The organism is Rhizobium sp. SRI_017 (assembly GCF_057586295.1).
Genome location: NZ_JBYCZP010000022.1, coordinates 1 through 22,612, shown reverse-complemented (window position 1 = coordinate 22,612; position 22,612 = coordinate 1). Strand labels below are relative to the sequence as shown.

The 22,612-nt window shown below is 60.8% G+C and carries 19 protein-coding genes and 1 pseudogene; 10 read left to right on the top strand and 10 right to left on the bottom strand.

Annotated elements, in window-relative coordinates; translation table 11 throughout:
* Positions 1-10: 10 nt before the first annotated feature.
* Positions 11-742, bottom strand: coding sequence for a tRNA (guanosine(46)-N7)-methyltransferase TrmB (gene trmB, locus AC2YI2_RS30710; RefSeq protein WP_487390340.1), 732 nt, complete (start codon positions 740-742; stop codon positions 11-13).
* On the bottom strand, positions 739-1,977 hold the full coding sequence (metK, locus tag AC2YI2_RS30705) for a methionine adenosyltransferase (RefSeq protein WP_487390339.1): 1,239 nt from the start codon (positions 1,975-1,977) through the stop codon (positions 739-741). The genes trmB and metK overlap by 4 nt, the downstream gene beginning before the upstream one ends.
* A 173-nt stretch (positions 1,978-2,150) precedes the next feature.
* Here metK and blaOXA point away from each other — a divergent pair, with 173 nt between their 5' ends.
* Entirely contained in the window at positions 2,151-2,984 is an 834-nt protein-coding gene (blaOXA, locus tag AC2YI2_RS30700; RefSeq protein WP_487390338.1) for a class D beta-lactamase, read from the top strand.
* A 50-nt stretch (positions 2,985-3,034) separates the two neighbouring features.
* Here blaOXA and AC2YI2_RS30695 read toward each other — a convergent pair whose 3' ends face one another.
* Both AC2YI2_RS30695 and lnt read right to left on the bottom strand, forming a co-directional pair.
* Positions 3,035-3,454 (bottom strand): helix-turn-helix domain-containing protein, encoded by a 420-nt coding sequence (locus AC2YI2_RS30695; RefSeq protein ID WP_487390337.1) that lies wholly within the window; start codon positions 3,452-3,454, stop codon positions 3,035-3,037.
* Positions 3,455-3,607: 153 nt separating this feature from the next.
* A complete protein-coding gene (gene lnt, locus AC2YI2_RS30690) occupies positions 3,608-5,200 on the bottom strand; it encodes an apolipoprotein N-acyltransferase (RefSeq protein WP_487390336.1) in 1,593 nt (530 codons plus the stop codon).
* Between the two features lie 288 nt (positions 5,201-5,488).
* Between lnt and AC2YI2_RS30685 the strand changes: the two genes are divergently transcribed.
* Positions 5,489-6,913 carry a mannose-1-phosphate guanylyltransferase/mannose-6-phosphate isomerase gene (locus AC2YI2_RS30685; RefSeq protein ID WP_487390335.1) on the top strand — a complete coding sequence of 475 codons (1,425 nt, stop codon included), beginning with the start codon at positions 5,489-5,491 and terminating at the stop codon, positions 6,911-6,913.
* On the opposite strand, the gene AC2YI2_RS30680 is transcribed toward AC2YI2_RS30685, so the two are convergent.
* Positions 6,879-7,136, bottom strand: coding sequence for a hypothetical protein (locus tag AC2YI2_RS30680; RefSeq protein ID WP_487390334.1), 258 nt, complete (start codon positions 7,134-7,136; stop codon positions 6,879-6,881). The genes AC2YI2_RS30685 and AC2YI2_RS30680 overlap by 35 nt on opposite strands.
* Positions 7,137-7,290: 154 nt before the next feature.
* On the opposite strand from AC2YI2_RS30680, the gene AC2YI2_RS30675 reads away from it, so the two are divergent.
* Complete coding sequence (locus AC2YI2_RS30675) at positions 7,291-8,496, top strand: MFS transporter (RefSeq protein ID WP_487390333.1); 1,206 nt, start codon at positions 7,291-7,293, stop codon at positions 8,494-8,496.
* Positions 8,497-8,505: 9 nt separating this feature from the next.
* Here AC2YI2_RS30675 and AC2YI2_RS30670 read toward each other — a convergent pair whose 3' ends face one another.
* From AC2YI2_RS30670 to AC2YI2_RS30655, 4 genes are all read right to left on the bottom strand, one after another.
* Positions 8,506-9,396, bottom strand: coding sequence for a calcium-binding protein (locus tag AC2YI2_RS30670; RefSeq protein ID WP_487390332.1), 891 nt, complete (start codon positions 9,394-9,396; stop codon positions 8,506-8,508).
* Positions 9,397-9,585: 189 nt separating this feature from the next.
* Positions 9,586-11,544, bottom strand: a complete 1,959-nt coding sequence (locus AC2YI2_RS30665) for an adenylate/guanylate cyclase domain-containing protein (RefSeq protein ID WP_487390331.1) — start codon at positions 11,542-11,544, stop codon at positions 9,586-9,588.
* 446 nt (positions 11,545-11,990) lie between these two features.
* Positions 11,991-13,052 carry an aldo/keto reductase gene (locus AC2YI2_RS30660; RefSeq protein ID WP_487390330.1) on the bottom strand — a complete coding sequence of 354 codons (1,062 nt, stop codon included), beginning with the start codon at positions 13,050-13,052 and terminating at the stop codon, positions 11,991-11,993.
* 343 nt (positions 13,053-13,395) lie between these two features.
* On the bottom strand, positions 13,396-14,472 hold the full coding sequence (locus AC2YI2_RS30655; protein ID WP_487390329.1) for a LacI family DNA-binding transcriptional regulator: 1,077 nt from the start codon (positions 14,470-14,472) through the stop codon (positions 13,396-13,398).
* A 92-nt stretch (positions 14,473-14,564) separates the two neighbouring features.
* Here AC2YI2_RS30655 and AC2YI2_RS30650 point away from each other — a divergent pair, with 92 nt between their 5' ends.
* The 5 genes from AC2YI2_RS30650 to AC2YI2_RS30630 all read left to right on the top strand — a co-directional run bounded on the left by AC2YI2_RS30650 (position 14,565) and on the right by AC2YI2_RS30630 (position 20,974).
* The gene (locus AC2YI2_RS30650; RefSeq protein ID WP_487390328.1) at positions 14,565-16,904 is read left to right on the top strand and encodes an alpha-L-rhamnosidase; all 2,340 of its coding nucleotides are present in this window, start codon (positions 14,565-14,567) and stop codon (positions 16,902-16,904) included.
* Positions 16,905-16,964: 60 nt separating this feature from the next.
* A complete protein-coding gene (locus AC2YI2_RS30645) occupies positions 16,965-18,242 on the top strand; it encodes an ABC transporter substrate-binding protein (RefSeq protein WP_487390327.1) in 1,278 nt (425 codons plus the stop codon).
* Between the two features lie 69 nt (positions 18,243-18,311).
* The gene (locus tag AC2YI2_RS30640) at positions 18,312-19,172 is read left to right on the top strand and encodes a carbohydrate ABC transporter permease (RefSeq protein WP_487390326.1); all 861 of its coding nucleotides are present in this window, start codon (positions 18,312-18,314) and stop codon (positions 19,170-19,172) included.
* Positions 19,169-19,993 (top strand): carbohydrate ABC transporter permease, encoded by an 825-nt coding sequence (locus AC2YI2_RS30635; RefSeq protein WP_487390325.1) that lies wholly within the window; start codon positions 19,169-19,171, stop codon positions 19,991-19,993. The genes AC2YI2_RS30640 and AC2YI2_RS30635 overlap by 4 nt, the downstream gene beginning before the upstream one ends.
* 3 nt (positions 19,994-19,996) lie before the next feature.
* Positions 19,997-20,974: an ABC transporter ATP-binding protein gene (locus AC2YI2_RS30630; RefSeq protein ID WP_487390324.1), complete on the top strand. Its 978-nt coding sequence runs from the start codon at positions 19,997-19,999 to the stop codon at positions 20,972-20,974.
* 212 nt (positions 20,975-21,186) lie between these two features.
* On the opposite strand, the pseudogene AC2YI2_RS30625 reads toward AC2YI2_RS30630, so the two are convergent.
* A pseudogene (locus AC2YI2_RS30625) lies at positions 21,187-21,338 on the bottom strand (IS3 family transposase); the annotation flags it as partial.
* 159 nt (positions 21,339-21,497) lie between these two features.
* Here AC2YI2_RS30625 and AC2YI2_RS30620 point away from each other — a divergent pair.
* Together AC2YI2_RS30620 and AC2YI2_RS30615 are read left to right on the top strand one after the other, a co-directional pair.
* A complete protein-coding gene (locus tag AC2YI2_RS30620; protein ID WP_487390323.1) occupies positions 21,498-22,001 on the top strand; it encodes a hypothetical protein in 504 nt (167 codons plus the stop codon).
* A gap of 55 nt (positions 22,002-22,056) precedes the next feature.
* On the top strand, positions 22,057-22,293 hold the full coding sequence (locus AC2YI2_RS30615) for a hypothetical protein (protein WP_487390322.1): 237 nt from the start codon (positions 22,057-22,059) through the stop codon (positions 22,291-22,293).
* Positions 22,294-22,612 lie beyond the last annotated feature (319 nt).

The window sequence follows — 22,612 nt, the reverse complement described above, 5'->3', positions numbered from 1 at the left end:
GCTAACCCCCTCAGACCTTCCGAAACGTCAGGTACGCCGAACTCCGGCCCTCACGCCGCGCCTTCGCCTCATACCGCGTACCCGGCCAATCCTCGAACGCGGTCAGCCAATCCGACGCATTCCGCGCCGTCCATTCGAATCCGCCATGGCGGTCGATATGTTGTAGCACCCAGTTCACATAGGTGTCGATGTCGGAGGCGAAGCAGAAGAGGCCGGCGGGTTTCAGCACGCGGTGGAAACGCTCGAGATTGACGTCGGAGACGAAGCGCCGTTTCCAGTGTCTCTTTTTCGGCCAGGGATCGGGATAGAGCAGGTCGATATGGTCGATCGAGCTTTGCGGTAGCCAGTCGAGAACCTGTACTGCGTCATCGTCGTAGAGCCGGATGTTCTCGAGGCCCAGATCTTCGATGCGGGCGAGCAGCTTCGCCATGGAATTGACGAAGGGTTCGACGCCGATGAAGCCGGTGTCGGGATTGGTCGCGGCGCGGTGGATCAGATGCTCACCGCCGCCGAAACCGCTTTCCAGGCGGATGGTCTTCACCGGTACCGGAAAAAGCATGGCGAGAACTTTGGGCGCTGGCGCACCGAGATCGAGCCGCAGCCGATCGAGCGCCCCATGGATCAGCCGCTCCTGGTTCGGGCGAAGCGTCTTGCCCTTGCGGCGTCCGAAAAAGGCTTCGGTGGAGCGCGATTTCCGCGCCCCACCGATCGTATCGTCGATCTTGTCGTCTTCGGAGGTCACGCCTTGAGCGCGTCCTTGAGCGGCTTGACGAGGTCCAGCTTCTCCCAGGAGAAGGAGCCGTCGCGGCCTGCCTTGCGGCCAAAATGACCGTAAGCCGCGGTGCGCGCATAGATCGGCTTGTTGAGGTTGAGGTGCCGGCGGATGCCGGTCGGCGAGAGGTCGATGACCTTGCGGATCGCGGCTTCGATCTGATCCTCGGTCACCTTGCCGGTGCCATGCAGATCGACATAGACCGACAGCGGCTGGGCGACGCCGATGGCGTAGGAGAGCTGGATGGTGCAACGGTCGGCGAGGCCGGCGGCCACGACGTTCTTGGCGAGGTAGCGGGCGACATAGGCAGCCGAGCGGTCGACTTTGGTCGTGTCCTTACCGGAGAAGGCGCCGCCGCCATGCGGAGCCGCACCGCCATAGGTATCGACGATGATCTTGCGGCCGGTCAGGCCCGCGTCGCCATCCGGGCCGCCGATCACGAACTTGCCGGTCGGATTGATGTACCAGTTGCATTCCTTGGCGATCGGCAAAGTGCCGAGGGCTTCACGGATGTAGGGTTCCACGACCTTGCGGACTTTCTCGGAATCCCAGCTTGCATCCATGTGCTGTGTCGAAAGAACGATCGAGGTCACTTCGGCAGGCTTGCCGTTCTCGTAACGGACGGTTACCTGGCTCTTGGCATCGGGACCGAGCTTGCCGACATCGCCTTCGCCCTTGCGACGGGCATCCGACAGAAGCTGCAGGATGCGGTGAGAATAATAGATCGGCGCCGGCATGAGATCGGGGGTCTCGTTGCAGGCATAACCGAACATGATGCCCTGGTCGCCCGCGCCTTCTTCACCCTGCTGGTCGGAAGCGTTGTCGACACCCTGTGCGATATCGGTCGACTGCGAGTGCAGCAGCACATCGATCTTGGCGGTCTTCCAGTGGAAGCCGTCCTGCTCGTAGCCGATGTCGCGGATCGCCTTGCGGGCGGCCTGCTTGAACTTGGCGGGGTTGATCACCTCCACGCCGTTCTTGTCTTTCTTCATCAGGCTGTGCGGCAGGCGCACTTCGCCGGCGATGACCACGCGGTTGGTGGTGGCAAGCGTCTCGCAGGCAATGCGGACGGACCACGGATCGGTCTTGGACTTGATGGCTTCGCGATAGACCAGATCGACGATCTCGTCAGAGATGCGGTCGCAGACCTTGTCCGGATGTCCTTCGGAAACGGACTCGCTGGTGAACAGATAGCTTGGGCGCATTACGGGAATTCCCCTCAATGAAGATGGCGGTGCTCTGTGTAGTGAGTTCGCTTGCGAAAGACAAGCGCACAAACATATGGATATATCTTTATATCCCCCGATATTGGCACGTTTTGCCCGCTTTTGGCCACTTTCAGCCGTCTATCCGTGGTTTTGGACAATAGGAATTCCCGATGAAGCCTTCTCTCGAAAATACATTTCTGCATGTTGTTTCGCTGGCTCTCGCGCTCGTCGCGGTTCTCCCGGTTTCATCAGCCAAATCCGCCCCTGATGTCATCGAATGCACGCTCATCCTCGATCAGGAAACAGGTGCCGCGCTCATTCGCACCGGCACATGCGACGAGCGATTCACGCCGATGTCGACCTTCAAGTTGCCGCTTGCGCTAATGGGTTATGACGCCGGCGTGCTGAAGGACCGGCACACGCCACGATGGGACTATGACGCCAAATTCGACGCACCCAAGCGCGCTCGCAAGCCGGTCGATCCGACGACCTGGGAACTGGACTCGATAGTCTGGTATTCGCAGGAGCTCACGCGCAAACTCGGAAACAAGCGCTTCGATGCCTATGTCCGCAAGCTGGGTTACGGCAACGCTGACACAAATGGTAGTCCAGGGAAGGGCGATGGCCTGACACAGTCCTGGCTCTCGTCGTCGCTCAAGATTTCGGCCGACGAGCAAGCGGCCTTCATGCGCCGCATTGTGGCGCGCGACCTGCCGGTCAGCGGAGAGGCTATGGACATGACGGCGAGCATCGTCCCGTCTTTCGAAGCTGGGGACGGCTGGACAGTTCAGGGCAAGACCGGAAGTGGGTCACTGAGGCGCAAGAACGGCAAGCTCGATCCTACGCGTCCGATCGGATGGTTCGTCGGCTGGGCTGAAAAGCACGGCCGGAGGATCGCATTCGCCCGTTTGCGAATCGGCGTGACGCGGCCGACCGAACCGTCAGGCTTGGCGCTTCGGGCCACTTTCCTGGAAGAATTGCCGGCGTTGATGCGCGGCAAATGAGTTTCGGTTGCGGGCCCCCCGCCAAAAAAGGGGCTCGCAAACGTATGCGTTCACTCGGCTTCGGTCTCGGCGGCGAGCGCCTTGACGAGGTCGACGATCTTGCGACGGACTTTCGGGTCGCTGATCTTCACAAACGAGCGGTTGAGCTGCAAACCTTCGGATGAGGACAGGAAGTCCACAACATAGTTGGAGCTCGAAGCTTCAGCCATACCGGCAGGTGTGTTGGCGGGATTACCGTCGGGTGCATCTTCGAAGAAGAAGGACACGGGCACGTTGAGAATGCCGGAGATCGCCTGCAGGCGGCTGGCACCAACGCGGTTCGTACCCTTCTCGTACTTCTGAATCTGCTGGAAAGTGATCCCCAGTGCTTCTCCCAGTTTTTCCTGGCTCATACCAAGCATAGTCCGTCGCAACCGAATCCGGCTTCCGACGTGAATGTCGATCGGGTTGGGCTTCTTCTTGTTTTCCATCGTCTAGTATCCTGTTTAGGAAGTGTTCCCCGGTTTTTGATAGTCGTCAATTGTATCGCGTGCATCCTGCCGTTTTTACGAAGCTTTCGTACGCATACTCACTTTAACGCGTAATCGCCGGTTAGGATACTATGCCTTTTTAGGGGTTTTTGGTCAATTGCGGGTGAAACTGAAACTCAAACGGGTGAGAATGAGTACCATAATGAGACTGAGTTCCAACAACCAAAAGTACAGACTTCTTGGAAGTTCGGAAAATGGAAGCCTGACCCTGGGTGGTATATCTCCGTCGATAACCCCGACCGCTCCGAAATCGAGGCCGGTCCGTATCCTGCCGTAGCTGTCGATGATGGCAGATACGCCGCTATTGGAGTTTCGGATGACCGGCAGTCCCATTTCGACAGCATGGATGCGGGCCTGGTGAAAATGCTGCCACGGCCCTGGCGTGCGGCCGAACCAACCATCATTGGTCAGATTGACGATGGCGTCTGCCGTGCTGGCTTCGGCAGCGCTTTCAGCGGGGAAGATCACCTCGTAACAGATCAGCGGGAGGAACTTGGTTCCGTCTGGTGCAGTCAGGTGCTGATAGCGAGGGGCGGCGCTATAGCCGCCCGGAAAGGCCGCAATCGCAGTGAGTCCCAGGCGGTTCCAGAATTCCTCGAAAGGCAGGTACTCGCCGAACGGGACGAGATGAACCTTGTCGGAAGCCGCGATGATCTGCCCCTGGGAGTCGATCATGTAGGCCGAATTGTAATAGCGCGTCGGCGTCCCTGTACCATCGTTTTCGGTGCGGACGGCGCCTGCGATCAAAATTTGACCGTCTTCCAACGCCTCGGCGATGCGCCCCAATGCGTCCGGGTTCTGGGTCAGAATGAAGGGAATCGACGTCTCCGGCCAAATCACATAATGCGGCCGCTTGCCTCCATCCCTGGGCGTCTCGACGGTAAGCTTGAGATGCTCTTCAAAGATGCGGCTTCGCTCGCCATTGTCGATCTTCGCGGCCTGGTCGATCATCGGCTGGACGATGCGCACTTTTCGCGTCGTCTCAGCCGGTATGTCGCTCGCTTCCCGCAACCTGTAGGCGCCATAGCCGACATGGGACGCGAGCAGGATCACGGCAAGGCCGGCCGCCGCGCGCCCGCCGCGTCCAGTGAAGATCAATGCGGGTGCCGCGAAGACGAGCACGGCGAGCGTGTTCATCACATAGCTTCCGGTCACCGCGACGGATTGCATCATGACCGGGAAAGGCATCATGGCATAGCCGATCGCATTCCAGGGGAAGCCCGTGAGCACCGTCGCCCGCAGCCATTCCGCAATGCCGAAGGCGGCAGCGAGCGCAAGGAGACGCGTCAGCCCGTCTGTCCAGATCATCCGGGCGATGAAGGTCGCGAAGCCGTAGAACAGAGCGAGACAGGCGGGAAGGCCGAGGATAGCGAGCGGCAGTGCCCAGGCGAACTCGTCCGCTTCGACCAGCAAGGCGGCACCCGTCCACCACAGGCCCGCGACGAAATAGCCGAACCCGAAACTCCAGCCGACCCAGAAGGACGACAGCCGTCGCCGGATCAAGCCGCGGTCCGGATCGCCGCTCCCGCCGTCGACCAGCCAGAGCAGCACGGGGAAAGTCAGGAAATTGATCGCAAAAATGCCGAAAGGCGGTTGTGACAGGCTGGTGAGGGCTCCGGCGATCAGCGCTATGAGAAACCGTTTGAGGCCCGAACTCAGTATGACATAGGCCGCGAACCGCTGCATGCGTACCATCCCATCCCCGAATCACCCGATTTGGCGCAGTTTTGCAGCATTTCGGGGCGCTTGTCCGCGCCAAACGCCGCGGGTTAATTCGAAAGCTCGCGCGTTAAGGATATCGGCGAAGAAAATCCGTGCGCAACGGCTTCGCTAACCTTCTGGAACCCTCTTTGCGCCACAGTCGCGCGCAATGAGGACCGCGGTGTGGTCGGGGATAGCCCGGCCGGCCGTGTCGCGCTATTGAGCAGATGGCTGCGCCGTGTGAGGCGGCGGGCAGATGAGGTGGAGAGACTGATGGCCAATGATCTGATCGTTCCGGTAATTCTGGCGGGTGGGAAGGGGACGCGGCTCTGGCCGATGTCGCGGTCGCAGCGCCCGAAGCAGTTCCTGGCGCTGACCGGCGATCTCTCGCTCTTCCAGTTGACGCTGATGCGCCTCGCCGACCCGACCCGTTACGACAAGCCGATCGTCGTCACCAACTCTGAATACCGCTTCCTCGTCGCCGAACAGGCGCAGGAAGCCGGTGTCGAGCTCGAAGCCGTGCTGCTCGAACCGTCCGCGCGCAACACCGCGCCGGCCATCGCTGCCGCTGCCTTGGTCGCCTCGCGCAACGGCCCGCGGCTGGTGCATGTGCTGGCTTCGGACCACAACATCGCGCTGGATGACGCTTACCTCACCGCCATCGATACCGCCGCCAAGGCGGCGCGCGACGGCCGCCTCGCCACCTTCGGCATCACGCCCACCGCACCTGCCACCGGCTTCGGTTACGTCGAGGCCGGCGAAAAAGAGCCGAGCGGCGCCCATCACGTCGCCCGCTTCGTCGAGAAGCCGAACGAAGATCGGGCGAAGGAGATGATCGCTCAAGGCAACTACTACTGGAACTCGGGCATGTTCCTGTTCGACAGCGCCGTCTTCCTCTCCGAATGCCGGGCGCTGGCGCCTGACGTGCTCAACGCAGCCGAGGCTTCGGTCAAGACCGCGCGCGAAGACCTGGACTTCATCCGCCTCGGCGAGGCGGAGTTTGCGGCGTCGCCTGACATTTCGGTCGACTACGCCATCTTCGAAAAGACAGCGCTCGCTTCTGTCGTGCCCTCGCCGATCCGTTGGTCGGATCTCGGCGCGTGGGACGCGGTATGGAAGGAAAGTGACGGCGATGCAGAGGGTAACGTGACTCGCGGCCCCGTCAGCCTGTTCAATTCGAAGAATTCCTTCGTCCTGTCAGAGGGCACGCATGTAGCCGTCAACGGTGTAGAGGACACGGTGGTCGTCGTTTCCGAAGACGCCGTCTATGTCGGCAGGCTCTCGGATGCGCAGGATGTCGGCCGCGTCGTCAAGGAACTCGCGAAAGACAAGGCGACCGCCAAGCTCACCGAGGAGCATCGGACCAGCTATCGTCCGTGGGGCGGCTATTCCTCCATCCTTGTCGGCGAGCGCTTCCAGGTGAAGCGGCTCTTCGTCAAGCCGGGCAAGCAGCTGTCGCTGCAGAAGCACCATCACCGTTCCGAGCACTGGATCGTCGTGCGCGGCACCGCCGAGGTCCAGATCGGCAACACCATCCAGATGCTGCGCGAGAACCAGTCGGTCTACATTCCCCAGGGCGACGTCCACCGCCTCACCAATCCCGGCAAGATCCTGCTCGAGCTGATCGAGGTCCAGACCGGCTCCTATCTCGGCGAGGATGACATCATCCGCCTCGAGGATACGTTCGGTCGGAGTTGACGTCCTCATCGTGAGGCGCGTGTTCGCCCGGCGTCAGCCTGAGCGCGAGCCGCTCGCCCGCGAAGGGCGCAACGAGAATGCTGACCAGTACGATGACCGGCAGCAGAAGCTGGGCCGCGGTTGCAAGGCCCGGCAGAATCAGGATCGTCGCCGCGCCGATCACGAACAGGACGATGCTGATCAAGAGTGTACTAAGAGCGCAAATCCACGCCTGCCTCGACATGACGGATGACCTCGCAGACTCCCAATTGGAAGCAACGCGGGAGGAACTTTTTTGTTCCGGGCGAACCTTTCGGAGCACGAGTGACCTTATCGATGGTCGCCAGACCTGCTAGACAATCGTCCAAATAACGAGAGATTTGGTATTGGAGAGTCCGATGGCCGTCACGGATCGGAGCGCACCTGTTGGTTATGGCACGACGACGCTGTCGGTGATCATGGCGGTCAGTATCTGCCATGGAATCAACGACATCATGCAGTCACTGCTGTCGTCCCTCTACCCACTATTCAAGGCCAATTACAATCTCGACTTCGTGCAGATCGGCTTGCTGACGCTCGCCTTCCAAGTGACTGCTTCGCTTTTGCAGCCTCTCGTCGGCATCGTCACCGACAAATGGCCGATGCCCTATTCGCTGCCCGTCGGCATGGCCAGCACCTTCTTTGGCCTTATCGTGCTCGGCAATGCCCATAGTTTTGCGTTCCTGGTGCTGGGTGCTTGCCTGATCGGCTTCGGCTCGGCGGTGTTCCATCCTGAATCCTCGCGCATTGCCCGCCTCGCCTCCGGCGGCAGGCACGGGCTGGCGCAATCGGTCTTCCAGGTCGGCGGCAATGCCGGCCAGGCGATCGGCCCGCTGCTTGCGGCCTTCATCGTGCTGCCATACGGGCAGGGCAGCGTCGCCTGGATCGCCGTCATAGCCTTTGCCGGCATGTCGATCCTGACCTGGGTCGGCCGCTGGTTCATGGAGCATCGCCGCCTGAACGCCTCCAAGGCACCGGTGAGCCGGGCCTTGCCGCTGTCGCGCAACCGGGTTCTCTGGGCGTTGATCATTCTCGTCGTGCTGACGGCGACGAAGAACGTCTACATGTCCTCGATGGCGAGCTATTTCACTTTCTACACGATTGAGAAGTTCGGCATGTCGATCGAGAACTCGCAGCTCATACTCTTCCTGTTCCTCGGCGCCGCTGCTGTCGGAACCTTCATGGGCGGGCCGATCGGTGATCGCTTCGGGGCACGCTTCGTGATCTGGTTCTCGATCCTCGGCGTCATCCCCTTTGCGCTGCTGCTGCCCTATGCCAACCTGTTCTGGACCTGCGTGTTGGCGATCATCATCGGCCTGATCTTCGCCTCGGCCTTCTCGGCCATCGTCGTCTTCGCGCAGGAACTGGTACCCGGACGCGTCGGCATGATCGCCGGCATCTTCTTCGGCCTGGCCTTCGGGGCAGGAGGCCTGGGTGCGGCCTTCCTCGGCGACTTTGCCGACAGCCACGGCATCGAATGGGTCTTCCGCGTCTCGTCCTACCTGCCGCTCCTCGGCCTGCTCACGATCTTGCTGCCGAAGCTGCCGGGGCACCGCCCCGGCTGAGTTCGACCGTCAGATGATGTCGGAGAAGTCGAGGCGCGCCAGACTATCGCCGTTCAGGATCTCGATCGCCACATCGATGACCCTGTCGCTGTTGAAGTCGCCGAACAACCATCCTCTGCTGTTGCCGGCGATGAAGACATATTCCTTCAAGCCTTCATTCGCGACAAGGAGCTCGGTCGCCTTGCTCGAAGCGTCGGCGTAAGAGCCGGTCCTGAGGCGCTCTTCGATATATTTGGTTGCGTCACCGGCAGCATCGAGATCGAATTTGTCGCTCGCCGAGATGAATTCCACGACCTTGTCGAACAGCCCGACGCCATTCGGACTCTCGGCCGCCGTGATCTTGAATGTATCGGCACCCTTGCCGCCATCGAGCCTGTCGGCTTCCGTTCCCCCGGTGATCGTGTCGCTGCCCGCAAATCCCTTGATGGTGTCCTTGCCGGCCCCGCCCTCGAGAATGTCATTGCCACTGCCGCCGTCGAGCCAGTCGTCATCGTCCTGACCGTAGAGCGTATCGTTGCCACCTTGGCCGAACATCAGGTCGTCGCCCTTGCCGCCCGTCAACTCGTCGTCGCCGCCCATGCCGCGCAACTGGTCCCGGTTCTTGTTGCCCGGGAAGAAGGGCTCGATCATGTTGGCATTGTCGTCGTTGGTGGTCGCAAAGACCTTGTCGCCGACCAGGAGTTCGGAGCCGTTATTGAAGGTCACCTGGTCGATGTTCAGGTTGCCGAGCTCCCAATCCTTCAGGAGAATCGTCTTGCCCCCGGCGTTGAGCTGAACGCCGGTTTTCAGTTCGGCTATCGCGACATCCGCCGCGCTGATGCCGCCGTCGAAGACGAGTTTGTCCCCGCCGAGATTGATCTTATCCTTGTTAGCCAATGTACTGAAATTTATGATTGCCATGCCATTTCTCCTTGCGTGCCGTACGTTACCGGCGTGAGAGTTGAGCGATGGCGGGCCGGTGCGTGGGGCTGCGGCACGTCTCGTTGACCGAGTCACGTATCAGAAAGTTGTAATATTCAGATTTGACCGAACAGCTCCGCGCGGCCTACGGAAATCGCCGGTCCAGACGCGAAATTTTCGCGATTAAGGTCAGGCAATCGCTTTCGCCGCGGGCGCTGCCGCCGTCTGTCTCAGGCTCACGACTTCGAAGAGTTCGATCTCCTCCTTCCGCCCCTTGGCGTGGACTCCGCCAAGGGGGCGGAAGAGGATCGTCTCGTGACATTGCTCATAGACAGCACGGCTCGCGAGGATGGTTGTGCCGTGTTCCTTGTTCATGCCCTCGAGCCGCGAGGCGACATTGATCGTGTCGCCCATCGCCGTATATTGCAGCCGGTCGACGGCGCCGACGCTGCCGACGACGGCGTCGCCCGTATGCAGACCGAACCGGGTGCGGAATTCAGGCAAGCCTTTTCGCTTCTGCCCGGCATTGAACTCGGTGAGCGCATCCTGCATGGCGAGTGCTGCCCGGCAGGCATTCTCGGCATGATGCTCGTCCGGCACCGGTGCGTTCCACATGGCGAAGATGGAGTCACCCAGGAACTGCACGATCGTGCCGTTGTTCGCATTGACCGTGCGGTTGAGGATGTCGAAATAATCAGACAGCATGGTCACGACAGCCTCCGGCGAATTGCCCTCGCTGATCGTGGTGAAGTCGTAGATATCGGTGAAGATCGCCGTCACCTCGTGGCGCGTCGCTGTGCGTCTCGAAAATTCGCCCGACTCGATGCCCTTGCGCACCAGTTCCTTCGGAACATAGAGCGAGAAGGTGAAGATGGCATCCCGCGCCTGCTTCATGGCGCCGGACAGCATATGGATCTCGCGCACGCGGCTCGGCACGTCGATCTCGGTCTGAAAATCCAGCGTCTGCATGCGATGCGCGCTTTCCGTCAGCTGGTTGAGCGACTGCGTGATCCTGCCGGCGAGCACAAGCGCGCCGACGATGACCAACACCACCACGCCGCCCGCGATGGCAAGGCCCTGGAACAACATGTCATAGGCCGGCCCCAGCAACTCATCGAGCGGGGCCGCCATGACGATCGTGCTGCCGGCAAAAAGGAGCGTCGACGGCAGTTTTGCCGTCATCACCACATAGGTGCGATCCTCGACATTGACGGCCTCTACGCGCCCATCGCGAGCCTGCAGCACCCGGCTCAGCGAACGGGTCAGCGGATCGGCCCCGTTCGAGGCATTGGCGTCCTTGTCATGGGTCGCCGCGATGATCTTCTGCATGACCGTCTGGCTGGAATGGATGACCGGCGTTCCGCTCTCGTCGGCAACGAAGACCACGGAATTCGGCGTGAGTAACTCCTCGGTCACGAAATCGGTGACACGCGTCAAAAGCACGTCTGCGCCGATCACCGTGCCGGGGCTGCGTGCATGCGCCTGCGAGACGGTCATGGCAAAGGCGCCGGTCACGGCGGTCGCATAGGGCCCGGTCCCGACGGCGGTCGTGCCGCCCTTCGCCTTCTGGTACCATGCGCGCTGCCGCGGATCGAAATTTGATGGCGCGACACGCTGCGCCTGGAGCCTCTTGCCGCTCGCGTCGAGGAAGAACACCGCCGTCGTGTTTGCCTGGCCAACGGTGCGGTCGGCAATGCGCACGGCGATGGCCGCTTCCTTTGGTGCATCGAGCGCCTTGCGCCAGGTATCTTCCCGGAGATTCACGGCATGGAAGAAGGAGCCATCCTCATATCCGATGAAAATCCCGTCGACGGTTGGCGACCGGATCAAGGCCTCGCGCGCGAAGGTCAGCTTGTCCGCCAGCCGCTCGTTCGGCGGGGTGGCAAAGGCGCCGAGCGCCGTGGCGAAGATGTTGACGAAGGTGGCGGTGTCGCCGGAGATGATCGCCAGCCGGCTGGTCAGCCGGTCGGAGAAATCGTTCATCCGCTCCTGCACGCGCTCCACGGCGGTCTGGCGCGCACGGACAAAGCCGATAGCGATCAGCGAGGCGGCCACGGCAAGCACCAGCCCGACCATGACGACGCTCAGGATCAGCCGCAAGGTCGGTCTGCGCCAGTTCTTTCGCACGTCGTCAGTCGCCAGGGCCATCTGCTCTCCTCAGCCGGCAATATCAGCTGCCGTTCGTCAAGGTTGGTCTAGCCGATTTTGCGCTCACGGCGCCAGTGGCACGGCGCCATCAATCGGATGAGTGGTACCCGGATTCCGGCTTTCGAATGGGCTCATGGGAGCCATGCGCAAACCGCATCTTGTCGTCAGCGTGATACAACACTATCTCATATTCAAGTGAAGCCGGTCCTTTCCTCCTCCCAGACCGGCGCATCAAGACCATCGGTTTCCCTCCCCTCACCGATGGTCGTTCATGCTAGCCCGGCGCCTCCTCCCGCGCCGGGCTTCTTGTTTTTGGGCGACTAAGATAAACGGATCAGCGAACTCTCAGAGGACCCGCAAATCTCGCGGCAGCGGAGAGGTCGGATAGCAATGGGGGCCGGCGTCTTGGTCTCACCTGCTCCACGCGAAATGTCCTTCTCACGGGATTACTTGGCGTCCAGATGGGATCCCAAGAGGACGCGGTCTGCATTGCTTAGGCGGTCGGCCGCGGTGTTGAGTTGATGCCAATACGGATACAAGATCGGCGGCGCACTGACGGAATCGAGACGGCTCCGTTCCTCGTCAGTCAGTCGCAGTTCGGCTGCGGCCAGGTTGTCGGCGAATTGCTCCGGTGTGCGTCCCCCCACGATAACCGAGGTGACCCCTGGGCGGCCAAGCAGCCAGGACAATGCGACCCGCGCTGCTGACACGCCGCGCTCTTCGCCGATATCGACGAGTGTATCAACGATGTTCCAAAGTCGGTTCTCGTCTCGGATGGGAGGCTCGGTCCAGCCGGCAAATTGTCGCGTTCCCTCCGGCGTCGATTGATTGCGACGATGCTTGCCCGACAGCAGCCCGCCTGCGATCGGGCTCCATACCAGCACGCCGAGACCTTGATCAACGGTGATCGGCAAAAGTTCGTATTCGGCTTCGCGGGCTTCGAGCGTGTAGTGGATCTGCTGGCTGACAAAGCGCGCGCGATTGTCTCGTTCGCTCACGCCCAGCGCCTTCATGATGTGCCAACCGGAGAAATTGGAGCAACCGACGTAGCGCACCTTGCCCTGGCGAACCAGTTGGTCAAGCGCCTCCAGTGTTTCTTCAAGCGGCGTTACGCCATCCCATTCGTGCAACTGGTACAGGTCGATGACATCGGTCTTCAGGCGTCGGAGACTCGCTTCACAGGCGCGGATCAGATGATAGCGAGACGATCCAACGTCATTTGGATCGGTTCCCATCGCAAACCGGGCCTTGGTCGCGACAAGTACGCCGTTGCGGCGCGGGCCACCGATGATTTCACCCAGAACCTCCTCGCACGCGCCGTCGGAGTAGACATCGGCCGTGTCGATGAGATTGACGCCGGCATCGAGGCACATGTCGACCAGCCGTCGCGCCTGGGTGACGCCGAGATCGCCCACAGTCTTCGCCCAGCCTTTGCCGCCGAAGGTCATGGTGCCCATCGTTATGGTTGAAACCTTCAGCCCCGATTTGCCGAGGAGACGATATTCCATGGCAGTGTTCCTTCTCCCGAGTCATGAAAGCCGCATCGTGAACTGGAGATGCAGGCGCCTCTCATGTGCAGCAGGGTTTCGGACAATCGTCAAGGAGCTAAGAGTTCGGACACTTGCATTCGGGAAAGCCTCGGCGCCAGGACGGAGGCCGCACAAGTCGTCCTGATCGTTGCAGCTCACATAAATGGTCGTCAGGGTCTTGCCGGTCTTGCCGGCCTTGCGGATGGCGTCGGCGAGCGTGCGACCACCCGACAGCGTGAAATCCCCATCGTCTCGGCGGCTTCGAGCAATGTCGCGTCGCCGCCCGGAGCTCGCCGCGGCACGTGCGCCGTCTCAGTTGGCCCTATATGCTCGAGCGCCGGACCAAATGCGGCTCTATCAGCAAGTGCCGCGCTTCCGCACGTCCACCGATGCGGCTCAGCAACAATTCGGCTGCTTCGATCCCAAGCTTTCGACCTTCCTGATCGATGCTTGCCAGATCGATCAGTGGCAGGCTTGCGACTGCGGAATTGTCGTAGGCAACAATCGCGAGATCGCGGGGGAGGTTGAGCCCCATGGTCTTGGCTTGATTGACCAGGTGGATGCCATGCAAGTCGCTCCAACAAAAGATGGCGCGTGGCCTGTCCGACGAGAGCACATTCCTCATCGCTTCATCACGTTCCCGTCCGGCGTTTGGAATGCGTATGATCCGAGCGCGATCCGCGAGCCCCGCCGCGGTCATGGCATTGATGTAGCCAATCTCGCGAGGAATCGTGACCCCGGTTTCCGAGAATTCTCCGGTCTCTTGCGAGAGCATCAGCACATCCTGATGGCCTTCTGCAAGCAGTGCAGTAACCGCGATCCGTGCGCCGAGCTCGTCGTCACCATTGACCGTGTCATAGAGTGTCGCCGCCCCATGGTGGTGTGCGACGGCGACGATCGGAAGCTTCTTGGCATAGCGGCTGATCATGTCGCCGGTCGCTTTCGGCGCGACCAGAATGAGCCCATCCATGTGGTTGGCGATCATCGATTCGATGAACGAGCTTTCGATGGGCAAGTTGGCTTGCCCGATGCCGATCATCGCCTTGTAGCTCGACGATGCCAGCCTTTCGTTCACTCCACTGATAATTTGCGGCAGGAACGGGTTTTCAATGTCGATAAGCAGAATGCCGACAGTATAGGTTTGTCCGCGCATGGCGCGAGCGGCAATGCTCGGCTGGTACTTCAGCCTTTCAATCGACTCGACCACCTTCCGGCGCAATGCATCGCTGACGCCATAAGCATTGCGCAAGACCTTCGATACGGCGGCTACCGAAACACCGGCATCCGCGGCGACGGTCCGGATGGTGACGCGATCGCCGCGCTCGAGCTGGTTGGGTTTGTTCATGCGCTCGTATCTACCGATTAACTTGATCAGACGGTACGCAAAAAGATCTTGCAAGGCAAAGCATTTTGTATAACGTTACACATAGAACGATACACAAGCGCAGTGAGGAAGCCGTAAGGGCTTGCGTTCGTGGAGGAGAATGAACGATGACTATTCTGGAACGAAGGCTCGAAGCCGCGCAGGCGGCTGCACGTCCGGGACGCCAGTGGACCGGCCGGATGATTGCGCCGCTTTCGGATGCTGGCCAGGGCACGCCTGCCAGCTTCGTTGGTCGCAATTTTTCGCTTGCTGCACTGCCCGCCGATGTTGTGCTGCATATCTCTGCACAGGGCCTCTATCGTGCCTTCATCAACGGGCAGCGCGTCGGTGATGATCTGCTGACGCCCGGTTGGACCTGCTATGACGATCGCATCGCCTATCAGTCCTATGACGTGGCGCCGCTGCTGCGTCCGGGCGAGAACCGCATCGAGATCTGGCTTGCGGACGGCTGGTTCCGGTCGCAGATGATGTGGGCGGCCAATCCGATCTACAATTGCTGGGGCGACCGGATTGCGGCGATTGCCGACCTCGTGTCGAGTGGCGAGACCATCCTCGCGACCGACGGCGGTTGGAAGAGCGGGCTTTTGCCCGTCCGCAAATCCGGCATCTACTACGGCGAGGATTATGACGCCCGGCTCGAAGCGATGTCGGACACGCATGGCGTCGAGCCGCTCGCATTCGACACCGACCTTCTCGTGCCGCACGAAACCGCGCCGGTTCGCGAACTGCCGCCGCTGCAGGTGGTCGAGCGCTGGACCGATGAGGAGGGTCGTACGGTCCACGATTTCGGTCAGAATTGCGGTGGCTATGTCCGCTTTACGGTCGAAGGTGAGGCAGGCGCCACAGTACTCGTCGAACATTCCGAGATATTGGGACCCGATCGCTTCTTCGATAACCGCAACTATCGCAGCGCCGCCGGCCGGACAGCCTATACGCTTAGGGGCAACGGCCCCGAGACCTATGCGCCACTCTTCACCTTCCAGGGCTTTCGCTATGCGCGTGTGACTATCAAAGGTAAGGCGCAGCTTACGGAAATTGCTTCGATCCCGATCTCGTCGGTACCGGAGCGCGCCGGCGGTTTCTCCTCCGGCGTCGCTGCCGTGGACCGGCTGGTCGAGAATACGGTCTGGTCGCAGCGCTCGAACTTCATCGAAGTCCCGACCGATTGCCCGCAGCGTGACGAACGGCTCGGCTGGACCGGCGATGCGCAGGTGTTTGCCGGCACCGCCTGCTGGCTGGCCGACAGCCAGACCTTCCTCCGCAAATATCTGCGTGACGTGATGGCCGACCAGCGCGACGACGGCGCCGTGCCGCATTTCTCGCCGGATCCGACCCGGCTCCACCCGATCGGCGGCCGTGGCGATTGGGCCGGATCGACCGGCTGGGGCGATGCCATCGTCATCATCCCCTGGCAGCTCTACCTGCATTACGGTGACAAGGCGGTGCTGACGGAATGCTTTCCGGCGATGGTCAAATGGGTCGACTATCTCTGGTCGCTTGGCGAGGGTCCGATCGTCAAGACGTCGTCGCATTGGGGCGCGAAGGGCTTCACCTTTGGCGACTGGCTTCAGCCCGTCGGCGACAACCGTAAGCCACGGCCGACCATTGCCGACGATTGTGCGGCGACGCTCTATCATTTCATCTCCACGGATCTCTCTGCCAGGATTGCCGATCTCATCGGCGAGACCGCTGCGGCGGCAGATCTGAAGGCGCGCGCCGAACGCATCCGCACTGCCTTCGCGCACGAATATATCTCGCCCTCGGGCCGCCTCGCCCACCACGACCAGACGTCCTATGCGCTGGCCTTCCTCTACGGCCTCGTTCCGGCCGAGCATGACAAGGCGGCGCGAGCCTATTTCCGCACGGCCGTCGAGGACGCGGATTATCTGATCGGCACCGGCTTCATCGGCACGCCGGCGCTGCTTCCGGCTCTGACCAAGCTCGGTTTCGACGATCTTGCCGGGAAGGTGTTCCTAAACCGCAAGGTTCCGGGCTGGCTCTACCAGGTCGAACACGGCGCGACGACGATCTGGGAGCGCTGGGACGCCATGGCGCCCGACGGCACGATCTACGATCCCGACATGAACAGCTACAACCACTATGCCTATGGTGCCGTCTGCCAGTGGCTGTTCGAGAGCGTAGCGGGCATCGCGCTAGACGCAACCAAGCCCGGCTTCGCCCGCGTCATCGTCGACCCCGTCGTGTTGCCCGAACTCGGCCATGCCAAGGCGTGGCATGATTGCGTCTATGGCCGGATCGAAGCTGGCTGGACGCTTGACGAAAAGACCGTGCGCTACACGCTTCGTTTGCCCGATGGCAGCGAGGGCCTGCTGGTGCCGTCCGACCGGCGTGGCGACATCGCGATCGATGGCCGTCCTGCCACGATACCCGCCGAGGGCCTCACACTGCCAGCCGGCGACCATGTCATTACCTTTCGCATGACCTGAACGTCATGGCGGGAATGAGCCCGCCATGGCTACGCCTTTTTGATCTGAGGAGGAGATCTGATGCGCAACACATTCCTGAAAACGACGGCAGTCGCGGCCTTCATGCTGGCATCGACCAGTCTGGCCTGGGCGGAAACCACGCTGACATTCCTCGTGGACATCAGCCCCGACACGGTGGCCGCCACCGAGGCGCTCGCCAAGGCGTTCACAGAGAAGAATCCTGATATCAAGATCGAGATCGAGCAGCGACCTGGCGGCGCCGAGGGTGACAACATCATCAAGACGCGGCTCTCGACCGGTGAGATGACCGACATCTTCCTCTACAATTCCGGTTCGCTGTTCCAGGCGCTAAACCCCGCCAAGACGCTGGTCGATCTGACAGACCTGCCGGCGCAGGCCAATATCCTCGACAGCTACAAGACCGTCGTCAGCGCCGAGGGCAAGATCTACGGCGTGCCGATCAACACCGCCATGGGCGGTGGCATTCTCTATAACCGCAAGATCTACCAGGAACTGGGCCTGTCGGTGCCGAAGACCTGGGCCGAGTTCATGGCCAACAACGAGAAGATCAAGGCCGCAGGCAAGGTCGCCGTCGCCCAGTCCTACCGCGACACATGGACCTCGCAGCTCTTCGTGCTGGCCGACTTCTACAACGTGCAGGCCGAGGCGCCGAACTTTTCCGCCGACTACACGGCCAACAAGGCGAAATATGCCACGACACCGGCTGCGATGAAGGGCTTCGAATATCTCGAGCAGGTCTTCAAGGCCGGCTATCTAAACGAGGATTTCGGTGCCGCCACCTATGACGACGGCATCCGCATGGTCGCAACCGCAGAGGCCGCGCATTATCCGATGCTGACCTTTGCGATCGGCGCTATCAAGCAGAACTATCCCGACAACCTGAAAGACGTTGGCTTCTTCGCCCAACCGGGTCCCGATGCGTCCAAGAACGGCCTGACCGTCTGGATGCCTGCCGGCCTGTTCATTCCGGTGACCTCGGAACACAAGGAAGAGGCCAAGAAGTTCCTGGACTTCGTCGCCTCGATCGAAGGCTGCGACATCCAGACCGCGACCAATGGCGCGCAGGGCCCCTATCTCGTCAAGGGCTGCAAGCTGCCCGCCGACGTGCCGCCTGCCGTCGCCGACCTGATGCCCTATTTCGAGAAGGAAGGCGGCACCGCGCCGGCGCTCGAATTCCTCTCGCCGATCAAGGGTCCTGCGCTTGAGCAGATCACCGTCGAAGTCGGCTCCGGCATCCGCTCGGCCGCCGATGCCGCCAAGCTCTATGACGACGATGTGCGCAAACAGGCCAAGCAGCTCGGCTTGCCGAACTGGTAAGATCTCCCTACCGGTTTGGCAGCAGTCCCCGCCCACTCGACAGGGCGGGGACCTCTCACGGAGAATGAGATGTCGCGCAGGTCGCCCTATCCCTATTGGTTCGTGGCTCCGGCCGCCGTGGTCTATACTGCGCTGTTCCTCGTTCCGACGATCGCCTCATTCTGGTTCAGCCTGACGCGCTGGGATCTGATGACGGCAAGCTTCATCGGACTGGATAACTTCCGCCAGTTCTTCTCCGAACCCTTCCTCGTGCAAGGCCTGGTCAATACCCTGATCTATGCCGTGCTAACCTCCGGCACCAAGACGATCGCCGGCCTGCTCCTCGCGGTGCTGCTTACATCGGGTCTTTTCGCCCAGGGCTTCCTGCGCACGGTGATCTTCTTTCCGGTTCTGGTCTCGACCATCGGCGTCGGCCTCACCTTTTCCGAGCTCATGCATCCGACCAAGGGCGTCATCAACGTGGCGCTCGAAGCCATCGGCATCGATGGTCCCGGTTGGCTCACCAATCCATCGCTCGCACTCGTCTCGGTGGCCATGGTCGATGTCTGGAAGGGCGTCGGCCTCGCCACGCTGATCTACATTGCCGGCCTCGCCTCGATCGGCCCCGATTACTATGAGGCGGCGCGGATCGACGGCGCGACGCGGCGCCAGATGTTCTGGCGCATCACCGTGCCACTGGTGCGCCCGGCCACCATTACGGTCATCACCCTCAGCCTGATCGGCGGCCTGCGCTCCTTCGACCTGATCTGGGCGATGACGCGTGGCGGCCCGGGCTTCTCCTCCGACGTCATCGCAAGCGTCATCTACAAGCAGTATCAGGCCGGCTTTTTCGGTCTCTCGACCGCAGGCAACGTGATCTTGTTTCTGCTGATCGCCACGCTCGTCATGCCGCTCACCATCTGGTTCAATCGGCGCGAGGTCGACCTGTGAAGCGTCGTCAGATCATACTCGGGCTCTCAAGCCTTCTCGCCGTCACGATCGTCTTCATCGTGCCCTTCATCTTCATCTTCCTCACTGCGGTGAAGTCGCGGCAGGAAGCCTCGAGGATGAGATTCGCATGGCCGACCGAATGGCATCTCTTCGACAATCTCATGTCGGTCATCGAAGCCCGCAACTACATGCTGCTGCTTGCCTATTTTAATTCGACGCTGATCACCGTCTGCGCCGTCACGCTCCTCGTCGTCTTCTCGGCCATGGTCGGCTATGTCCTGCAGCGGCGGCCGTCGGACTGGAACAAGGTGATCTACGGCTTCGTGCTCGCCGGCCTGATGATCCCACCGGCCGTCGTGCCGACCATCTGGGTGCTGCAGTCGCTCGGCCTGTTCAAGACGATCACGGGCATGATCCTGATCCAGGTCGCCTATGGCATGTCCTTCTCGGTGCTGCTCTACCGCTCCTTCATTTCGACCATACCGCGCGATCTCGACGAGGCGGCGATCATCGACGGCGCCAGGCCTTGGCAGATCTTTTTCCGTGTCGTGCTGCCGCTGCTCAAGCCGGTGACCGTGACCAACATCGTCGTGCAGTCGATCGCGATCTTCAACGACTTCACCAACCCGCTCTACTACCTGCCTGGCCGGGAAAATGTGACGGTGCAGCTGACGCTCTATAACTTCCAGAGCCAGTTCTCCTCGCAGTTCAACCTGCTCTTCATGAACATCCTGCTGGTGACGATCCCGCCGTTGATCGTCTTCATCTTCTTCAACCGCCAGATCGTGGCCGGCATGACCGCCGGCGCCGTCAAGGGATAGACCATGGCCAATGTCATTCTCTCCGACGTCAGAAAGAGCTTCGGCGCCGTCGACGTGATCAAGGGCATCGACCTGACGATCGAAGACGGCGAATTCTGCGTCTTCGTCGGCCCGTCGGGTTGCGGCAAATCGACCTTGCTGCGCCTGATCGCCGGACTCGAAGAGATTACATCCGGCCGCCTGGAAATTGGCGGCGCCGACGTGACCGAAGCCGAACCGTCCAAGCGCGGCATCGCCATGGTGTTCCAATCCTACGCGCTCTATCCGCATCTCACCGTGCGCGAGAATATCGGCTTCGGCCTGTCGCTCGCGGGCCGACCAAAGGAGGAGATCGCGGCGAAGGTCGGAGCAGCAGCCTCGTCGCTGCAGCTCGACCAACTGCTCGACCGCAAGCCCAAGGCGCTGTCCGGTGGCCAGCGCCAGCGCGTTGCGATCGGTCGCGCCATCGTGCGCGATCCGCAGGTTTTCCTGTTCGACGAGCCGCTGTCAAATCTCGATGCGGCACTCCGTGCCCAGATGCGGCTCGAGCTTACCGATCTCCATCGGAAACTCGGCACAACAATGGTTTATGTCACCCACGACCAGGTCGAGGCCATGACAATGGCTGACAAGATCGTCGTGCTCAATGGCGGTCGCATCGAGCAGGTCGGCTCGCCGATGGAGCTATACAATAAGCCGGCCACGCCTTTTGTCGCCGGCTTCATCGGCTCGCCGAAAATGAACCTGTTCGAGGGCGAGGTGGCCGCGCGGCTGGGCTGCAAGACCTATGGCATAAGGCCGGAGCATGTCACCCTGTCGCGGGATAGCGGCACCTGGCACGGCCTCGTCCGCCACGTCGAGCATCTCGGCGCGGATGCGATTGTCCATATAGAGAGCGAGGACGTGGGGACACTCATGGCACGAACTGTGGGCGACACGGATATCCAGCCGGGGGTGACTGTCTGGGCGTCGGCAATGCCGGGGCGGGAATTTCGCTTTTGAACTATTGGCTGAGCCGGTAACTCACATGCAACCGAAAGACAGTTGGCTGAAAACTGCACATGCAGAATTTGCAGCTAAGAGGCCGCTTAGCGATTCGACGTTTTGCAAGTGCGCAACAATGCCAAAGCATTGGCACATGAAAACGAAGTAGCGAAGATTCGTAGTCGAATTAGGTGAACCACCCCAGGTTTGCGGGAGGTCATTTCACTAAGTTATGCGGCCATGGCTGGCACGTCCAGCATGGCATAATACTGCTCGGCTTCGGCCGGATGGATGTTTCCGATGGACTCCAGAAGCCTTCGTGCGTGGCGAATTCCACGGCATCGAAGCTCCTCCATGGTCCACGCCGATGGATAAACTCGGCCGGGCCTTGGCTCCTGTTGGCCCCGACTTGTCGATTGAGTGCTGGGATGGCAAAATGCCTCTTCCGGGCGGACATTCCGGTGTGTGAAGCCATTTATCACAGAGAGCCTGGCATCAGGCTGCTGCATGGCCGCGGTAGTCCGAGTTTTTGAGAACGGAAATGGCGCGCGAAGAGCACCAGAACAAACCTTTGGCGGCAAGGGTGGCGTGGCCGCTGCTCGTTCTCACGGCTGCGCTGCAAGCCCATTCGGGCCTTTGGAATGTGGCCTATCTTTTCATGGGGGTGGGGTACCCAGGCTCCGGACGCGCCGGATGGGTGGCGGCCGCGATGGCCGGGCTCCAGGTGGTTGCAGCTGTCGCCGCTTTCGTGCTGGCTACTCGGCGCGATCTTCGCGGCACTACCATTGTTGTCGCCGGAAGCCTGATGCTGGGCTGGCTTTCGACGGTGCCGGCCGCCATTGATCAAGGACTCGACTTTTACGGCGACGACAAGGTTACCCCGGTCATTTTCGTTATATCGCCCCTCATCGCGATCACTGCGGCAACGCTGGCCTGGCGCAACACCTATCCGATAGTGGCCGCCCTCATAGCGAGCGCGATGACCTTTGTCGGCATTTTGTTTGTCATCGCATTCGGAATCGCCATTGCGATTCATGGCTTCTAAAACGGTGGTTCGCCCCTCCGCGGTCACTGCCGCCTCTTAGAACGCAGGATATGCTATGGCCGAGGATGACACGGATGCCATGTCGAACAGGCAAAGTGATCATGAATGGCGCTGGATACATGCGGACCTACCGCGTTGGCAGTACTTTTCGGGCTATCGTTTCGACCCCCCAGAAGAGCAGCGGGCCGTCGGACTACATCGGCTAGGCCATTTGGAAAAACACATCATCAATCAAATTGCCTCTTCAATTCGACACGCTCAGAGTGATATCAAAGGAAGATTTTTGTCTTGATCGAGGCCAATAGCCTTGGCGGAATCGCGCAATTGCTCTCAAGGACGGTCTGTCTTGGATGTGCGGGAGGGAGCGAGAGAATGTATTCTGTCGAATGACCTTGGATAACCAGCCACCTCTTGAATCAATGTCGGAGGAATTTGGCGTGCTACGAAGCATTGAAGGAGAAGCGCTGGAGCTAGACTCAGGCCCTATTGATTAACGGTCTTTGCATATCGCGGAGGTTTTGATTCACTGATGGCAGGAGGATTTGCCATGGGTGATTTGTTTTTGCTGACGCCGTCGCAATTTGGTCGGATCAGACCGTACTTCCCACTGG